We start from the raw sequence: 17,905 nt of genomic DNA, 5'->3' as shown, positions 1-17,905 counted from the left end.
TCCTTGTATTAATATACCGTTTGTTTATAGTAGAATCCTTCATCAAATGGACGGTGTTCAGGTTGAATCGCTTCAATCGGATCCACTAACATAAACTTCTCATCTTCATAAACTTCTGGGTCTTCTTCATATAAATCGATTGCTTCTCGATATTGTTGCGTTACGGTATTAATATATTCTTCTGAATGTAACAATCCATCAATTTTCAAACTATCGATACCCGCTTCAAACAGCGGTGCCAACTCTTCAATTAGGCAGATATCATTTGGCGACATAATATGTGTACCATTATAGTCTTCATACACAGGATATTTGTTATCGCGCTCTTCATCATAAAGCAACAACTGTGTATTTTCATCTATATCTTCACGTTGAATTTTCATCTGACGCTCTTGGAAAGTATAGTAGTTCCCTAATAGCATACGTTTAGATTGGAACATACACGTCATGCCATGCACTTGAACTTCAATTTCTACATCGGCATTTGCCTTGATATTTAAGATTTCATCTAAGCTCAATTCACGTGCTAACACGGCACGACTTGCACCACGTTTCCCCCAATAATTACATTGGAAATAGTTAGTAACAAGTGTTTCAGCATTCCAATGAAGCGGAATTGGGTTTTCTTGTTGTTTGACAATCATAACAATTGCAGGGTCACCAAAAATAATACGATCCACACGAATTTCATGTAAGAACTTAATATAATCTTCCACAGCAGGGATATGATAATTATGAAAAATACCATTTACAGCAGCGTATGCTTTTTTACCAGCTGCATGAATGATATCAACTGCTTGTTTCATCTGTTCTCTATTAAATTCACCAGCCAAACGTAAGCCGAACTTTTCTTCTCCGATTACAAAGGCATCTGCGCCCTTTTCAATCAAAGTTTCAATATGGCTGAGAGACTTTGGGGTCACTAATAATTCAGTCATTTTTGCGCTCCTTTATTGAAATAGCTAAACCATCATCCATATTTATAAAGTTTGTTTTAAAATCAGATTGTTCACTTAGCCATTGATTAAATTTCTGTACTTTTTTCACCATTTGTTTCACATTGCGACTGCGTACAATATCAATATTCGCAACAAAACCATGATATAACACATTGTCTGTAATAATGATGCCACCTTCATTTAACAAAGGGCTATATAGCTCAAAAAACTTTTTAGATTGAGCTTTTGCTGCATCGATAAAAATCATATCATATGTCCGGTCATTTACCATTGAAAATGCTTGTGCTGCATCTTCTTCAATCAATCTAATCTGTTCTGTATATTGAAACTGAGAAAAATGTTGTTTCGCATAAGCAATCATTTCATTGTTACGTTCAATTGTCGTCACATGAATATCCGGTGAAATAGACGCAAAATGCATACTGCTATATCCAATTGCCGTACCTAACTCCAAAATCTCTTTCGGTTGATAAATACGAATAATTTGTTTCACCAAATCAAGTGATAACTGATCGACAATCGGGACTTTGTTTTCTTCTGCAAAGTCACGTAGATGATCTAAGTCACTATCGTATGATTGCAAACTTAAAAAATAAGATTGATTTAAATTTTCCATCTTAAGACTTCCTTTAGTTAAATTTTGATAAAAATCATCAAAAAATGGGAGTGGAACAATAGCATCTTCTTAAAGATTTTTGGGTTCCATCCCAGCATGTCAAATCGTATTTAATATGTAGGAAACAAGACTATCAGAGCTTATGAGCAATGCACATACTACTCCATTCCTACATACCTTCAAATTGCTTCATATTATTCTAACACAAAATGAATTGAAAAATAAGGGGAACTCTACGAAATCATCCGCAAATTTCATCACAAACTTTAAACATGACCAGTTCAGCCGATTAAAAAAATAAACCGACAAACCACCATGTGCACCAAAATATTTCTATTCGACTGTGAGACCATTTAAACATTATAAACTGCTAAGCACTCAACATAATATGTTAACTTTGTATGTATCTGTTCATTTTTTCGGTTTTTTCAGCACTTTTGTCCAAACTACAATATAGTGTGATCAATATAAAAAAGCTGATGCGTAACTTACCACACCAGCTTTTATCCAAAACTTCTTATTCTTCTGTTTCGTCGAAGTTCGTATTCACAACTTCTTCAATCATATCCCATTCCTCTTCTGTCTCGATTGCTACGAAACGGCCACCGTCACCAGATTCATCTGGTTCGTTAATCATTGGGACTAATTCGATTAAATCATCGTCATCTGCTTGTGCGCCTTCTTCAGCTAAAATGACATATTCTTTATCAAATTCTGGGTGATAAAATTCTAACATTTTACGGTATAATACTTCGTTTCCTTCTTCATCGTAAAGTGTTAATAAAGCTTCATCGTTATTAATTTCTAATTCGTTAATATTATGGTTTTCGTTTGTCATCGTCGATCTCTCCTTAATTTAGTGAATCTAAATAGCCTTGTAATATAAATACTGCTGCCATTTTATCTATCACTTTTTTACGTTTTGCTCTTGAAACGTCAGCTTCGAGCAGCGAACGTTCCGCTGCCGAAGTACTTAAACGCTCGTCCCACATTACAATCTCAAGTTCTGGCATGCGTTCAGCCAACGCTTCTTTATAATGTAACGATGCTTCGCCACGGAAGCCAATCGAATTATTCATGTTTTTCGGCAATCCGATCACGACGGTCCCTACACGCTCTCGTTCAATGATCTCAATTAAGATGTCTAATCCGAGTTCATTCTGTTCTTCGTTAATACGGAGTGTATCCAATCCTTGTGCTGTCCAACCCATCATGTCGCTTATCGCAACACCCACAGTCTTACTCCCAACATCTAACCCTATAATCTTATGTTTAAGCATTGTGTTCTTTTTCGCTATTATGCTTTAAATAGAACGACACTAGTTCTTCCATAATATCATCACGATCAATGTGTCGGATTTGATTTCTCGCTTCATTATGACGTGGAATGTATGCTGGGTCACCTGATAGTAGATAGCCTACAATCTGATTGACAGCATTGTAGCCACGTTCTTCCAATGTGTTGTACACATTGTTTAGAACTGTTTCAACATCTGCTTTTGGGATATCGTCGTGGTTAAACTTCATTGTTTTATCAAAATTTGCCATTGTCATAACACTCCTTAAACCATAAATAGATTACACTCTCTATTCTACACGAAATACATCTATTTTTATAATGATTTAATGTAAGTTTCAACAAATTGTAATGCTGCTGTTATTTGACTCGGATCTGTACCGCCGCCTTGTGCCATATCTGGGCGGCCGCCACCTTTACCACCAACAATCGGTGCCATCTCTTTAATAATATCTCCAGCTTTGATGCGATCAACATACTGTTTCGGTACTGTCGCAACAAGTGATACTTTACCACCAACATCACTTGCTAAAACAATGATTGTATCTTGTAACTTAGACTTGAAGTCATCCATTGTTGTGCGCATTGCTTTTGCATTATCTACTTCAACTTCAGTAATTAATACTGGTAGATCATTGATATTTGTTACTTTATCCTCGATATTGCCCATTTTTAATGCATTGATTTCTTTATTTTTTGCTTCAATCGTTTGTTGTAATGTTTTTTCTTGTACTTGTAAGCTTTCAACTTTTTCAATCACTTGGTCGTCTGCTTTTGCTTTCACTTGTGCTTTGATTGCATTAAAGCGTTCTAAGTAACGTTCTAAGTACATAAATGCTGCTTGACCTGTTACCGCTTCAATACGACGCACACCTGCACCCGTACCTGATTCACTCGTAATCTTGAATAGACCAATTTCAGATGTGTTATTTACGTGTGTACCACCGCACAATTCGATTGAGAAAGGTTTCATATCTACAACACGAACAACATCGCCATATTTTTCACCAAACAACGCCATTGCACCCTGTGCTTTTGCTTCATCAATTGGCATTTCTTTAATTGAGACATCGATACTGTTCCAAATCTCTTCATTCACACGTTGTTCAACCAATTGCAATTCTTCTTGGGTCATTGCTGCGATATGTGAGAAGTCAAAACGCAAACGTTCACTATCTACTAAAGAACCTGCTTGATTAACGTGGCTACCTAATACTTCTTTTAAGGCTGCATGTAATAAGTGAGTCGCACTATGGTTTTTCATAATCGCTTTACGTGATTTGCTTTCCACTGTTGCTGTTACTTCTGTGCCTTCTGTCACTGTACCAAACTTCACATAACCTGTGTGTAAGTTTTGACCGTTTGGTGCTTTGATGACTTCGCTCACTTCAATTTCAAAATCATCCGTTGCTACAATCCCTTTATCTGCAACTTGCCCACCACTTACAGCATAGAATGGTGTTTGATCTAAAATAAAGTATACGGTTTGATCTGCATCTGCCTCTGTGACACGTTCGCCATCCAAAATAATATCTGTAATGTGTGCTTTTGTTTCGAATTGATCATAACCTACGAAAGTACTTGCTGTATTGATTTGTTTTAGCACTTCACTTTGAACTTGCATAGATTGGTTGTTCTGGCGTGCTTCACGTGCACGGTTACGTTGTGCTTCCATATGAGTTTCGAAGCCGTCCATATCAATTTTAAGCGCTTCATTTTCTGCAATTTCTTGTGTTAATTCGATTGGGAAACCATACGTATCGTATAATTTGAATGCATCTTCACCAGCAATCACACCATCTTGTTTTTTTGATTGCGCAATTAAACCATTCAAGATAGAAAGCCCTTCTTCAAGTGTTTCGTGGAAGCGTGCTTCTTCTGACTTAATCACTCGTGCGATAAAGTCTTGGTTTTCTTTTACATTTGGATAATAAGGTTCCATGATTTCCGCAACAATTTCTACGAGACGATACATGAATGGTTCATTGATATCTAATGTTTGGCTGAAACGAACCGCACGACGTAATAAACGACGTAACACGTAGCCACGACCTTCATTCGCTGGCAAAGCACCATCTGAAATCGCAAATGCAATTGTACGAATATGGTCTGCTATAACTTTAAATGCCACATCATCTTGCGTATTTTTTAAGTATGATTTACCAGAAATTTTTTCAATTTCATGCATGATTGGCATAAATAAATCCGTTTCATAGTTTGTACGAACATTTTGCGAAATTGAGGCCATACGCTCTAGCCCCATGCCGGTATCAATATTTTTACTTGGCAGTGGTGTATAGCTATGGTCTTTATTGTGGTTAAACTCACTGAATACTAAGTTCCACACTTCTAAGTAACGTTCGTTTTCACCACCTGGATACATTTCTTCTGCCGGATCTTCTTTACCGTATTCTTCACCACGATCATAGAAAATTTCAGTATTTGGACCAGATGGACCTTCACCGATATCCCAGAAGTTCCCTTCAATACGGATAATACGATCTTCAGTTAATCCGATCATATCATGCCATAGATCATATGCTTCCGTATCTTCTGGATGAATGGTTACATAAAGTTTTTCAGGATCCATTGCCATCCATTTCTCGCTTGTTAAAAACTCCCACGCAAATGTGACAGCTTCTTTTTTGAAGTAATCACCAATTGAGAAGTTACCTAGCATTTCAAAGAATGTATGGTGACGTGCTGTAAATCCTACATTTTCAATATCGTTCGTACGAATTGATTTTTGCGCATTTACAATACGTGGTTTCTTCGGTACTTCACGGCCATCAAAGTATTTTTTTAACGTTGCAACACCTGAGTTAATCCATAAAAGTGTATCATCATCAATCGGTACTAATGGTGCTGATGGTTCTACCATATGACCTTTCTCAACGAAGAAATCAATGTACATTTGTCGAATATCACTAGCTTTTAAATTTTTCATATTGTCAACTCCCTATTTTCTTTCATCAAACAAAAAAGACACTCGTCTCATCAAAGGGACGAATGTCTCGCGGTACCACCCTAGTTATAGTCGCCATGCAACTATCACTCTGTTATCTGTTATTGAACTATGCGTATAGTAGCGTTCAATGATATGACTCGTATCTCTCAGCACTGATACGTCTCTGTGAAGTCAGTTACTCATCTACTCGGTTATCCGCTTTACTTAATAGTGATTATATAAAAAGTTATGAACCTTTGTCAATTTCTAAAAAATCATAAGGTGTTGTTTCACCCATATTAATCATTGGATTGACTTGATACATATTCGACTCAGTTAAGACAAATGTTGTCGCATTTGCTTCTTTCGTCTCTTCTTCCGAATCTCCTTTAAAATACATTGTTAAAAAGGTTTGTAATTGTGTTAAACGTGTCTGTCCTTCAGTATGTAATCCCATATTAAACACTTCTGCATCGCCTAGAAAGACGAGCGATTGTTTTGCACGTGTCAGTCCTGTATACAATATTGGCTTCTGAAGCATGCGATAATACTGTTTAACTATCGGCATAATCACAATCGGGAACTCTGATCCTTGTGACTTATGAATAGAAGTACAATAAGCGTGTGTCAGTTCGGTAAGATCCGAACGCATATACGTAATCTCATTGCCTTCAAAGTCAACGATAACAACATCTTTATTCATCGCATTCTCTTTTGCCCAAAAGATACCGATAATCTCTCCAATATCTCCATTAAAAACATTGTCGTCTGGTCGATTAACCAATTGTAAGACTTTGTCACCTTTGCGGAATTTCACATCACCAAATGCCACTTCACGATGCGCTTCATCTTCTTTAGGGTTTAGTATATTTTGAAGTACTTGATTTAATTTTTGAATTCCTGCACTCCCACGATACATCGGTGCGAGTACTTGAATATCAGACATCGTATATCCCTTACCCACTGCATTTGACACAATTTTATCAACAATCTCCGGAATTTGATGTGTCTGACATGCTATAAAAGAACGGTCGTGATATCTTTTCGTAATATCAACATCTTGTCCCAACTTAATGCGATGCGCTAAATCAATAATACTCGATCCATCTTGTTGACGGTACACTTCAGTCAAATTAATTCTCGGTAAAACATCTGCATCAATTAAATCTTTGAATACTTGACCCGGCCCTACCGATGGCAATTGGTCTTCATCACCCACTAGTACAACTTGTGCATCTTTAGGAACGGCATTCAAAAATTGATGAAACAACCATGTATCTACCATCGACATCTCATCTATTATAATTAAGCGTGCATCAATTTCATGTTCCAACAAGTCATCTGGTTTTGTCTCTTGATTCCAGCCAATTAGTCGATGTATCGTCATTGCTTCAAGTCCCGTTGACTCATGAAGACGCTTGGATGCACGACCTGTTGGTGCAGCCAGCACAACTGGGAAAGCTTCTCCTTCGTCATAATCATCATAATCAAGTGAGAAACCATGCATTTCAGCATATAGTTGGACAATGCCTTTGATTACGGTTGTTTTACCTGTTCCTGGCCCACCTGTTAATAGCATTACTTTATTTTGTAGCGCACATTCTAATGCATCTTTTTGAGATGTTGCATAACTCACTTCATTCATTTCTTCAATTTCACCAATATGTAGTTGAATATCAGACAAATCAAATTTTGTCAGTGCTTGTTTATGATTTTCAATTTTAAATAAATTTTGCGTGCTTTTCAGTTCCGAATAATAAAGACTGGGAATTGCAACGATATCATCTACTGCAATTAATTTCTGTTCTTCAACAAGTTGTGTCATACACTCTTGCATAGGTGCTTCATCGATTGTGTCTGTCTGGTTTTTAGTAAGTAATTCAATCGCCGCATGAATCAAAGCATCAGCTGGTAAATATGTATGACCATTTTTAAGACATGTTTCTTCTACTACATAAAGAATGCCAGCACGCAGACGATCTTGATGTAAAGGATGAATTCCTAATTGTTGCGCTAATTGGTCAGCTTTTTGAAAACCAACCCCTTTAATATCATAGACAAGCTGATATGGATTCTGATCTAAAATTTTTAATGTATCTGCTTGATAGAATTTGTAAATATCCATCGCAAGTTTTGATCCAAAACCGAGTTCGTTCAAACGAATCATAATTTGTTCACTTTCCTGATTTTGATAAACTTGTTGTGCGATTTGCTTCTGCTTGTCTTTTGATAAGCGTGGGACACGAGACAGACAAGATGCATCATTTAAAATTTGACGAATGGCATCTTCACCTAGTGTTTCAACAATCGATTCTGCCGTTTTGACACCGATTCCTTTAAAAAGTGAACTAGAGAGGTATGCGATCACAGCATCTTTCGTTTGAGGCAGTTCTTTTTGAAATGTTTCTGCCTTAAGCTGTTGGCCATATCGTGCATGCTGTACGACATAGCCTTTAAAAAGATATGTTTCATTCTCAACAATATCTGGAAAATACCCAACGACAGTTGCTTCGTCTTCAAAATCGCCATTTGTATCATCAACTTCAACTTTTAATACTGTATAAAAATTGTCCGTATTTTGAAAAAGGATAAGAACGACTTCACCTTTCACATAGGTACTATCTAGTAGCGTTGGGTTTTCCATTATTATCCCTCCTGTTCTTGAATCATTTTAAACGTCTTCAATGCATGATGGCTTAACATATGTGCATCATCCATCTCAACGGCCTGTTCAAATCCCTTTATAGCGGCATCGATATCTTCATCTGTCATATATTGCGCTAATGTTAAATTGTACTGTGCATCTGCATGTTTCGGATCATTCTCTAAAATACGTTGTAATAACGGAATGGCTTGATCAAACATTTCAAGTTCACAGAGTACAAGTCCATATTGAAATTGCGCTTCAATATCTTGGAAATCTGTATCTAATTCAGAAGCACGCATTAAAAACGGTAATGCCTTGTCTTTTGCTTCCAATTGTACAAAAGACATACCTAACATAAAGTAAACATCTTTCGTTTCTAATTGTTTACTAATCGCCATTTGATAGAGCTTAATTGCCTCTTGAAAACGCCCTTCATTGAAATAGACATTGGCTAAATTATAGTAGATGACACCATTGTCTGGTTGGAGTGTAATCGCACGCTGAAAGAATCGTTCAGCCTTTTCGATTTCACCTGCTTCTGCCAATAAAATACCCGAATTGATATAGTTCTCTACTTCTTCGGGTGCCGCTTCGATATTATCAAAACAAGCTTGCAATGCTTTTTCAAATTGTCCTTGTTTTATCAAGTTATGTATTTGTTCTTGTTCCATCATAGACTCACCTTTACATTTTCTGTTTCAAACTCAATTGTACATCAAAACGTCACATAACTAAAATAGGGGGACACAGTAAAATTCAACATTTTACAGCATCTCCCTATTTCATATCGATTTAATTATACGACGTAGCTTAATTGACCGCTATTTTTATATACATCATCAATTGTTGCGCCACCTAAGCAAACATCACCATCGTAAAAGACAACAGCTTGTCCTGGTGTAATTGCACGAACAGGTTCATCAAATGTCACACGAATAGAATCATCACTTTCTTTCGTGATTGTAACACCTGTATCTTGTTGACGATATCTGAACTTCGCTGTACATTTCAACGGCTCAGATAAATCTGTTGGATTCACAAATGATACATCAGAAGCAACAAGATAATCACTGTACAACGCATCATGATGGAACCCTTGTTCAACATACAGTACATTGTCTTTTAAGTTTTTACCAACAACGAACCAAGGATCTCCGTCGCCACCAATCCCAAGGCCATGACGTTGTCCAATTGTGTAGTACATCAAACCACTATGTTTCCCTTTTAATTCACCATTCAGTGTGCGCATTTCACCTGATTGAGCGGGTAAATATTGTGACAAGAATGTTTTAAAGTTACGTTCACCGATGAAACAGATTCCTGTTGAATCTTTCTTCTTCGCCGTAGCCAAGTCTTGTTCAAGCGCAATTTTACGCACTTCTTTTTTATCAATATCACCAATTGGGAACATCACTTTTTGCAATTGTTCGTCAGTTAATTGATTTAAGAAATATGTTTGGTCTTTGTTTTGGTCGACCCCACGTAACATTTCAACACTACCATCTTCATTGCGACGTACACGTGCATAGTGACCTGTTGCAACATAATCAGCCCCTAGTTTTAGCGCATGTTCTAAGAAAGCTTTAAATTTAATTTCTTTATTGCACATCACATCTGGGTTTGGTGTACGTCCTTTTTTATATTCATCTAAGAAATATGTGAATACTTTATCCCAATATTCTTGTTCAAAGTTTACTGCATAGTACGGAATCCCAATTTGGTTACATACTGCAATCACATCATTATAATCTTCTGTTGCTGTACATACACCATTCTCATCGGTGTCATCCCAGTTTTTCATAAAGATACCGATGACGTCATAGCCTTGTTCTTTTAATAAATGCGCTGTTACTGAGCTGTCTACACCACCTGACATACCGACAACAACACGTGTATTTTCATTTGTCACGAATGTTCCTCCTTTTTAAATTTTAAATATATTTTTTGTATTTCTACAATGATTTGATTGATATCTTCTGTTGTCATTAATTCATTCAAGCTAATTCGTACTGAGTGTGTCACACGATCATCTTCTCCATACATCGCAGACAGTACATGTGAAGGAATTGTTGATCCGGCTGTACATGCCGAGCCTGATGATACATAAACCCCTGCCAAATCTAACAATGTGAGCAAGGTCTCAATATCTATAAATGGAAAATATAGGTTTACGATATGGTTCGTCGTCTCGACCATTGAACCATTTAATTCAAACGGAATGGCTCTATCTTGTAAGCCAACCAATAATTGTTCCTTCAGTTGTGCAACATGAATATTGTTAGCATCACGTTCTGAATCAGCAAGTTTGATAGCTTCTGCTAAACCGACGATTTGTGGGACGTTTTCAGTGCCTGCACGTCGTTTTGTTTCTTGTTCGCCACCTTGTTGCTGATAGCGCAACACTGTATTCTTTTTGACGTATAAGGCACCCACACCTTTTGGGCCACCAAATTTATGTGCTGTTAAGCTTAGCGCATCGACATTGAGTTCTTTCACATCAATCGGTAAATGCCCAATAGCTTGTACAGCATCTGTATGAAGGTATGCGTTAGATTCCGCAACGATTTCTTGTATCGTATCGATGTCTTGTACCGTACCCACTTCATTATTTACGAGCATGATTGAAACAAGTGTCGTATCATCACGTAAAACTTGCTTCAGTTGATGAAGATCTACAATTCCTGATTTATCGACATCTAAATACGTCACGTCGAAGCCTTCTCGTTCTAATTGTTCAAAAACATGTAATACAGAATGATGTTCAATTTTAGTCGTAACCAAGTGCATCCCTTGTTGACGGTTTGCTTGGGCAATTCCTTTTATCACCGTATTATTGGATTCAGTGGCACCACTCGTAAAGATAATTTCGCTCGGTTCAGCATTTATTATTTTTGCGACATCACGTCGTGCCGAATCTAAGTAATGGCGCGCATCTCTTCCTTGTGTATGAATTGAAGATGGGTTACCAAAATGCGTTTGATAAATACGCATCATAGACTCTATTACTTGTGGTTTCACGGGTGTAGTCGCTGCATAATCTGCATAAATCGCCATTTAACGACAGTCCTTTCTGATAATCAATGGTCCTATTTTAGCATTGCCTTTTTTAATTTGCTAGTAGTCTGTTTCTGACTCATATTTCCAATTACTTCTATTGTATGACGAACAAGTTTGAACTGCAATGAAACGCTGTAAGCAATTTTGAAGATATGAAATAAGACAGGTGCTATACTAACGTCAGAAAAGGAGTGTATTGCATCATGAAAAAGATTCGTTATTCCGCATTAAACCTTGTCCCTATCAGAGAAGGTTCAAATGAGCGTGAAGCTATTGATGAAATGGTTCAATTGGCACAATCACTAGAAGAGATATCATATGAACGCTATTGGATTGCAGAACATCATAACGCCCCTACGTTGGTGAGCTCTGCAACAGCCATTCTTATCCAACATGCATTGTCACACACGAAAACGTTACGTGTCGGTTCAGGTGGGATTATGTTACCAAACCATGCCCCACTCGTTGTAGCAGAACAATTTGGAACTTTACACCAAATTTACGGTGACCGAATCGATATTGGATTAGGTCGTGCGCCAGGTACTGACATGGCAACTGCCAATGCGTTACGTCGTGAAAAACATGATGGTGTGTATCAATTCCCTGAAGAAGTAAAACAACTCATTCAATATATGGGACCTGAAACAAATCAAGGATACGTCAAAGCGATACCAGCTGTTGAATCTGAAATCCCTGTCTATATATTAGGTTCATCAACAGACTCTGCGCATCTCGCAGCACGTGAAGGTTTACCTTATGTATTTGCTGGACATTTTGCCCCACAACAAATGAAAGAAGCTTTAGCAATTTATCGTGAATTGTTCGAACCATCAGAATACCTTGACCGGCCATACGTGATGGTTGGATTGAATGTCATTATGGCCGACACATATGATGAAGCATTACATTTAGCAACAACACAAGCGCAAATGTTTACAGCCATCACCAGAGGACGCTCACAAAAAATGCAACCCCCTCTAAAAGATTTAAACAGTGTCATGTCACCGCAAGAAGTCGCAATGGCAGATGCACGTATTCAGCAATCATTAGTCGGTGATAAAGCTGCTGTTAAAAAACAAATTAAAGACTTCGTAAACAATTATGGTGAAATCGATGAAATTATAGGTGTCAGCTACATTTATGACAAAGAAAAACAAGTTCAATCATATCAATACTTTAAAGAAGTATTAGATGAACTCAACTCAGAAACTGAATAATGATAAAAGACAAGTTTATGTAAAGATTTAATTAATCTATACATAACTTGTCTTTTATTTTAATTATCGTTTTAAAAAAGCTCTAGTTGTGAATATGAATCATCAGATATAGAGACAATCTCTTCAATTTGATTTGCAATCCTTGTTATAAGGGGAATAACAAGTGCATTTCCCATGCAAAAATATCTCATTCTATCATTCATAGTATTTGTCCAATTATCTGGAAATCCATTAAGTCTTTCCGCTTCAACTGGTGTTAAAATTCTGTAACCAACATTATCTTTCAAGAAATGTGTACTTCTGTTAATAGAACCTTCACTCGTCAACATTGTTCTAGCAGGTAATTCTAAAGAGTCTGTTTCTGACATTCCACCTTCAGAAAAATAGTATTCATGTCCGGTTTTAGAAGTCCTTTTTATTTTTTTAGGACCTCTAAGATAATTAAACTTTTCAATTTTAGAGTTGTCTAAATAGTATTTTTCGTCTACTTCTGTTTCCAAAATATCTTTTAGCGGTGTCGGTTCTTCTAATATAGGTTTAGTGTCTATTGTACAAACTTCACCATTTCTCATTACTCCAGAATTAAAATAAGTAAAACTAAAATCTTCAGACACTTCGACAATGTCTTTTGGGATTTCTGTATATGAAACTCTATTTTTATATGGTTCTTTTTCTATTGGAAATGCCTTTGCATATAATCCACTTTCATAAATAATGTCTTCTAATTCCTTATTCTGCAATAATTTCCCATATGAAAGGTCTCTTTTATAGCCAAATATAAACACTCTTCTACGTCTTTGGCTATTACCATAATCAGCAGCATTTATAACTCTCCATTCTATGTCGTAGCCTAACTCATTAAGAGTTGATAACATAACAGAAAAGTCTCTTCCTCTTTGACTTGAAGGAGATTTTAGAAGTCTATCTACATTTTCAAGAAGTAAGAATTTAGGAAATGTATTTTGAATAAACCTAATAATTTGCCAGAATAAAACACCTTTTTTACCTTGTATACCAAGTTCACCGCTTAAACTTCTCGCTACTGAATAATCTTGACATGGAAAACCACCAACAATCATATCTATATTTGTATCTGCCATCTCTTTGTCTGACACATTATTTATATCTATATTTACATGTTGACCAGTATTAAAATGATGGCTGTAACATTCAAAAGCGTGTTGTACCTTTCGAGATGGTTCCCATTGATTAGCCCATGTTACATCAAAAACTTTGCTATTTGTATTTTCTAAACCTAATCTAAAACCACCAACACCAGCAAAAAGTTCTGCCACTTTAATTCTTTCCATGTTGATTCTCCTTAAAAATTTGATTGCTATTGATTATATCACATAGCGAACGATCGTTCTATATATAAATTTAATTCGAAAAAATTTTTCACCAGCAAAAAAGGACAAGACCCTTTACAAAAGATCTTGTACTTGTTTCTTGATATAGTCATTATTAATCCAAAATGATTGCTTTGTCATCCAGCTACCAGAGAACTCAGGACTGTTTGGCTTATTTTTCCATTTCGCTGGAGCAGGTAATCTATCTGCATAACTTCCTTTCTCTCGATAATCACTCTTTGGAACATGTGGTCGAATATGACAAATCATTTGGTCAGATTTTTTTATAAAGTTATTTTTTATACGCAAGTTACCATTTTTAGTATATGTTCCAGTAAGTTCTACACCATTTTTTATTTTATTAACAGTATCTTTCCAAACTTCATAAATTGGACCTTCAATATCATCTTCTGGAATGCTGAAAAATTTAATCCCTTTAAATACATCATTTACCCCATTATTTTTTACAACAAAAAGGAGAAATTTAGCTTCTAATAAGAAAACATGCCAATTTGCACTTGGCATACCTTCATCATCAAACCAAGTTTCATTTACAATATCCTCAAAAGAAAAAGAAGGAAATGACATACTTTCTCTATTTATATTATTTTTATCGAATTTAACAGTTTTTAATTGAATACATGCTTTTTCAAACTCATCCACTTTTGGGAATGAGTTAGTTTTTTCATTTTTGCCATTTAAATTTAATATTCCCATTGCAATCCTATAATTTAAACTCTTATCTTTTTTCTCGATTCCAAAGTGCTCTGATAATTCATCAATCGTCCACCCTATAAATGGCTTAAAAGCATTCTCAATAGTTTTTTCAAGCGAATTATCTTGAAGTTCAAATTTATCTTTGATAATCGACTCGACTTTTTTATCACCTAAAACATAATCTTTCAAGAGTGAACTCATATAACCAGTTTTAAACGACAATGCCCTTTGTTTAGCTAGTACATCTGAATTTGGCTGTTTTCTCATTGATGAAGCACTTTTCCCCTTTGTACATGCCGATAAATATGTAGTATGACTTTCACTTAATTCATGAGCTTTGCCTTCTTCAATATATGAATGAATAGTTTCCCAATCATTTCTAATAATTTCAAGATCAATAGGATTTTTTAAAAGTTCAAACAAAACAGTTTCAACAAGTGACCATTCATCTTTTGGTTTCCCTTTTTCATATTCATAGAAGCCTAATTGAATTGCTTTATTCTTCTTTAAAAAATTACTTGTTTCAAAAGTTTCAATCAGCATCTCTTCATAATTAATAATATTTAATACTAAACGTTCTTTTGACCGATACTCACCCGACTTAATTTTATGTATAGGAGTTGCTTTTAATTCTACACCGGCATCTACTAAATCAGGTCTACGATCACTATTTTTTTGAACATCAAACCAATTTTCAAATGCATCACCTACGGAATTTTTAGTATCTTTAAGTGAATACCCACCATTTAACTCTTTTATAGTTAAACCAACCGCTTCTTTTGCCCTATTATGTACTTCTTCTTTAGTTCGATATTTAACCATTTCTATTCACCCCTTCACGCTATATATCATTTAAGTTAATACCAATTGTATCATAACTTATTAAATAACCATTCCAAAAATACATCAATTAAAAAGGAGATACAAAAAACAGCAGAAACTTTATAAAAAGTCTCTACTGTTCAACATTTTGGACGATTATTTGTCGCCTTTTAATTTGTCGATTGCGTCTGTTGCTTTTTCTTTTACATTTTCAACCGCTTCTTTAACTTTTCCAGCTGCTTTGTCTTGTTTACCTTCGTTTTCTAACGCTTTATCGCCTACTGCGTTACCTGCAGTTTCTTTCACGTTACCTTTTAATTGATCGAATTTGCTTTCTTCGTTTGTCATAATACATTACCTCCTTGTAATACTTACATTTAACTTTACCCCATCTGGTACTTTGATAAACATGATTGTTTAATATTTTTTCATAATAATAGGGAATTCATTAAATATAGAACATGTATCCTTCTAAGTCTGTCGTATCTTCATGTGCTGCTAATGATTGCAATGTCGTCTTATCTAAAACATCTTTTACAGCATCACGCATTCTCAACCATAACTGCTGTTGCGCAGGTGGTTCAGACTCAATGCGTTCTACAATTGTCAATGGTCCTTCGAGTAGTCGAATAATATCACCTGCTGTAATCTCTTCAGATGACATGTTTAATTCATAGCCACCTTTTGCACCACGTACACTTCTAATTAATCCTGCATTACGTAACGGACCGACAAGTTGTTCAAGATATAAATCACTGAGGTCGTTTTCTTCAGCAATTGTTTTTAAAGACACGCAACCCGTACCTTCTCTTTTTGCTAAAGCAATCATCAATGTTAAACCATATCTGCCTTTAGTCGATATTTTCATTAAATCATCTCACCTATCCATCCTATTTGCTTACAATTTTTCACTATTTATATTATTATAATACCATTGTGACAAGAGTACAAATAATAGTTGAGTCATTCACTCGATAATACGAACAGGAGGTATTCCATGACAACCGAACCTTTAGCTTCCCGTATGCGACCACGCAATATCGACGAAGTCATTGCACAACAACACCTTGTAGGTGATAGCGGGATTATTCGACGTATGGTTCAAGCTCAACGCTTATCGTCAATGATATTTTATGGCCCTCCAGGCATTGGTAAGACGAGCATTGCTCAGGCGATTGCTGGTAGTACTGCCTTTAAGTTTCGCCAGTTGAATGCCGTTACAAATACAAAAAAAGATATGCAATTGATTGTAGAAGAAGCGAAAATGTCAGGACAAGTTATTCTGTTGCTCGATGAGATTCATAGACTTGATAAAGCGAAACAAGACTTTTTGTTACCACATCTTGAAAATGGCAAAATTGTTTTGATTGGTGCTACAACTTCAAATCCATATCACGCAATAAACCCGGCGATACGGTCACGTGCACAAATCTTTGAACTCTATCCTCTAGGCCCAGATGATATTAAACAAGCTCTAAAAAAGGCATTAGAAGACGATGAACGAGGATTAAAAAGTTATGACGCAACGATCGATGACGATGCCTTTGAATACTTCGCCACACAGAGTCAAGGCGATGTTAGAAGTGCGTTGAATGCTCTAGAACTTGCGGTATTGAGTGCGAATACAAAACCTGCACATATCACATTACAAGATGCAGAGGATTGTCTACAACGTGGCGCATTTTTAAGTGATAAAGATGGTGATATGCATTACGACGTGATGAGTGCATTCCAAAAGTCCATTCGTGGGAGTGATGTCGATGCTGCTTTACACTATCTCGCACGTCTTATTCAAGCTGGAGATTTACCGACGATTGCACGACGTCTATTAGTGATTAGTTATGAAGATATCGGACTTGCATCACCGAGTGCAGGACAACGTACACTTGCAGCAATAGAAGCTGCTGAACGCCTTGGATTTCCAGAGGCACGTATCCCACTGAGCCAAGCAGTGATTGAACTTTGTCTGTCGCCAAAATCTAATTCAGCAATTACTTCTATTGATGGTGCACTTTCTGATATTCGCAAAGGGCATGTCGGACAAATACCAGATCATTTGAGAGATGGACATTACAGTGGTGCAAAAGAACTAGGTCGAGCAATTGGATACAAATATCCACATAGTTATGATTCAGGGTTTGTCGCACAACAATACTTACCAAATAAGCTTAAAAATAAACAGTATTATCAGCCAAAAGAAACATCTAAGACTGAACAACAGATGAAACAAATCTATGAGAATATCAAAAAACAACAGAAATAGTTTATAGACACATA

At 36.2% G+C, this 17,905-nt stretch carries 16 protein-coding genes; 2 read left to right on the top strand and 14 right to left on the bottom strand.

All coding sequences use genetic code 11. The features are described 5' to 3' along the window. Positions 1-8: 8 nt before the first annotated feature. The 10 genes from C7J88_RS01960 to C7J88_RS01915 form a co-directional block, all read right to left on the bottom strand. Positions 9-938, bottom strand: coding sequence for a peptidase U32 family protein (locus C7J88_RS01960; RefSeq protein ID WP_095116680.1), 930 nt, complete (start codon positions 936-938; stop codon positions 9-11). Then, positions 931-1,575: an O-methyltransferase gene (locus C7J88_RS01955; protein WP_095116678.1), complete on the bottom strand. Its 645-nt coding sequence runs from the start codon at positions 1,573-1,575 to the stop codon at positions 931-933. Before C7J88_RS01955 ends, C7J88_RS01960 begins: the two co-directional genes overlap by 8 nt. 517 nt (positions 1,576-2,092) lie before the next feature. After that, entirely contained in the window at positions 2,093-2,413 is a 321-nt protein-coding gene (locus C7J88_RS01950; RefSeq protein WP_095116676.1) for a DUF1292 domain-containing protein, read from the bottom strand. Positions 2,414-2,426: 13 nt separating this feature from the next. Beyond that, positions 2,427-2,855, bottom strand: a complete 429-nt coding sequence (gene ruvX / locus C7J88_RS01945) for a Holliday junction resolvase RuvX (protein ID WP_095116674.1) — start codon at positions 2,853-2,855, stop codon at positions 2,427-2,429. Further along, on the bottom strand, positions 2,848-3,123 hold the full coding sequence (locus C7J88_RS01940; protein ID WP_095116672.1) for an IreB family regulatory phosphoprotein: 276 nt from the start codon (positions 3,121-3,123) through the stop codon (positions 2,848-2,850). Before C7J88_RS01940 ends, ruvX begins: the two co-directional genes overlap by 8 nt. A 65-nt stretch (positions 3,124-3,188) precedes the next feature. Next, entirely contained in the window at positions 3,189-5,819 is a 2,631-nt protein-coding gene (gene alaS / locus C7J88_RS01935; RefSeq protein ID WP_095116670.1) for an alanine--tRNA ligase, read from the bottom strand. Between the two features lie 247 nt (positions 5,820-6,066). Then, positions 6,067-8,463 carry an SF1B family DNA helicase RecD2 gene (gene recD2, locus C7J88_RS01930; RefSeq protein WP_095116668.1) on the bottom strand — a complete coding sequence of 799 codons (2,397 nt, stop codon included), beginning with the start codon at positions 8,461-8,463 and terminating at the stop codon, positions 6,067-6,069. Between the two features lie 2 nt (positions 8,464-8,465). Further along, entirely contained in the window at positions 8,466-9,137 is a 672-nt protein-coding gene (locus tag C7J88_RS01925; protein ID WP_095116666.1) for a tetratricopeptide repeat protein, read from the bottom strand. Positions 9,138-9,262: 125 nt separating this feature from the next. Beyond that, on the bottom strand, positions 9,263-10,375 hold the full coding sequence (mnmA, locus tag C7J88_RS01920) for a tRNA 2-thiouridine(34) synthase MnmA (RefSeq protein WP_095116664.1): 1,113 nt from the start codon (positions 10,373-10,375) through the stop codon (positions 9,263-9,265). After that, positions 10,372-11,520, bottom strand: a complete 1,149-nt coding sequence (locus C7J88_RS01915) for a cysteine desulfurase family protein (protein WP_095116662.1) — start codon at positions 11,518-11,520, stop codon at positions 10,372-10,374. Before C7J88_RS01915 ends, mnmA begins: the two co-directional genes overlap by 4 nt. A 206-nt stretch (positions 11,521-11,726) precedes the next feature. On the opposite strand from C7J88_RS01915, the gene C7J88_RS01910 reads away from it, so the two are divergent. Then, positions 11,727-12,740, top strand: coding sequence for an LLM class flavin-dependent oxidoreductase (locus C7J88_RS01910; RefSeq protein WP_095116660.1), 1,014 nt, complete (start codon positions 11,727-11,729; stop codon positions 12,738-12,740). Positions 12,741-12,811: 71 nt separating this feature from the next. On the opposite strand, the gene dcm is transcribed toward C7J88_RS01910, so the two are convergent. The 4 genes from dcm to cymR all read right to left on the bottom strand — a co-directional run bounded on the left by dcm (position 12,812) and on the right by cymR (position 16,496). Then, complete coding sequence (dcm, locus tag C7J88_RS01905; RefSeq protein WP_095116658.1) at positions 12,812-14,050, bottom strand: DNA (cytosine-5-)-methyltransferase; 1,239 nt, start codon at positions 14,048-14,050, stop codon at positions 12,812-12,814. Between the two features lie 114 nt (positions 14,051-14,164). Then, positions 14,165-15,628, bottom strand: coding sequence for a Sau3AI family type II restriction endonuclease (locus C7J88_RS01900; protein ID WP_095116657.1), 1,464 nt, complete (start codon positions 15,626-15,628; stop codon positions 14,165-14,167). Between the two features lie 156 nt (positions 15,629-15,784). After that, complete coding sequence (locus C7J88_RS01895) at positions 15,785-15,976, bottom strand: CsbD family protein (RefSeq protein WP_095116656.1); 192 nt, start codon at positions 15,974-15,976, stop codon at positions 15,785-15,787. A 100-nt stretch (positions 15,977-16,076) separates the two neighbouring features. Next, positions 16,077-16,496, bottom strand: a complete 420-nt coding sequence (cymR, locus tag C7J88_RS01890) for a cysteine metabolism transcriptional regulator CymR (protein WP_095116655.1) — start codon at positions 16,494-16,496, stop codon at positions 16,077-16,079. A gap of 129 nt (positions 16,497-16,625) precedes the next feature. Here cymR and C7J88_RS01885 point away from each other — a divergent pair, with 129 nt between their 5' ends. Next, positions 16,626-17,891, top strand: coding sequence for a replication-associated recombination protein A (locus C7J88_RS01885; protein WP_095116654.1), 1,266 nt, complete (start codon positions 16,626-16,628; stop codon positions 17,889-17,891). The last annotated feature ends 14 nt before the right edge of the window (positions 17,892-17,905 follow it).

Origin of the sequence: Staphylococcus muscae (assembly GCF_003019275.1) — a bacterium.
In the GTDB taxonomy this organism is placed as follows: Bacteria; Bacillota; Bacilli; order Staphylococcales; family Staphylococcaceae; genus Staphylococcus; species Staphylococcus muscae.
This window is presented reverse-complemented; position numbering and strand designations above follow the sequence as displayed.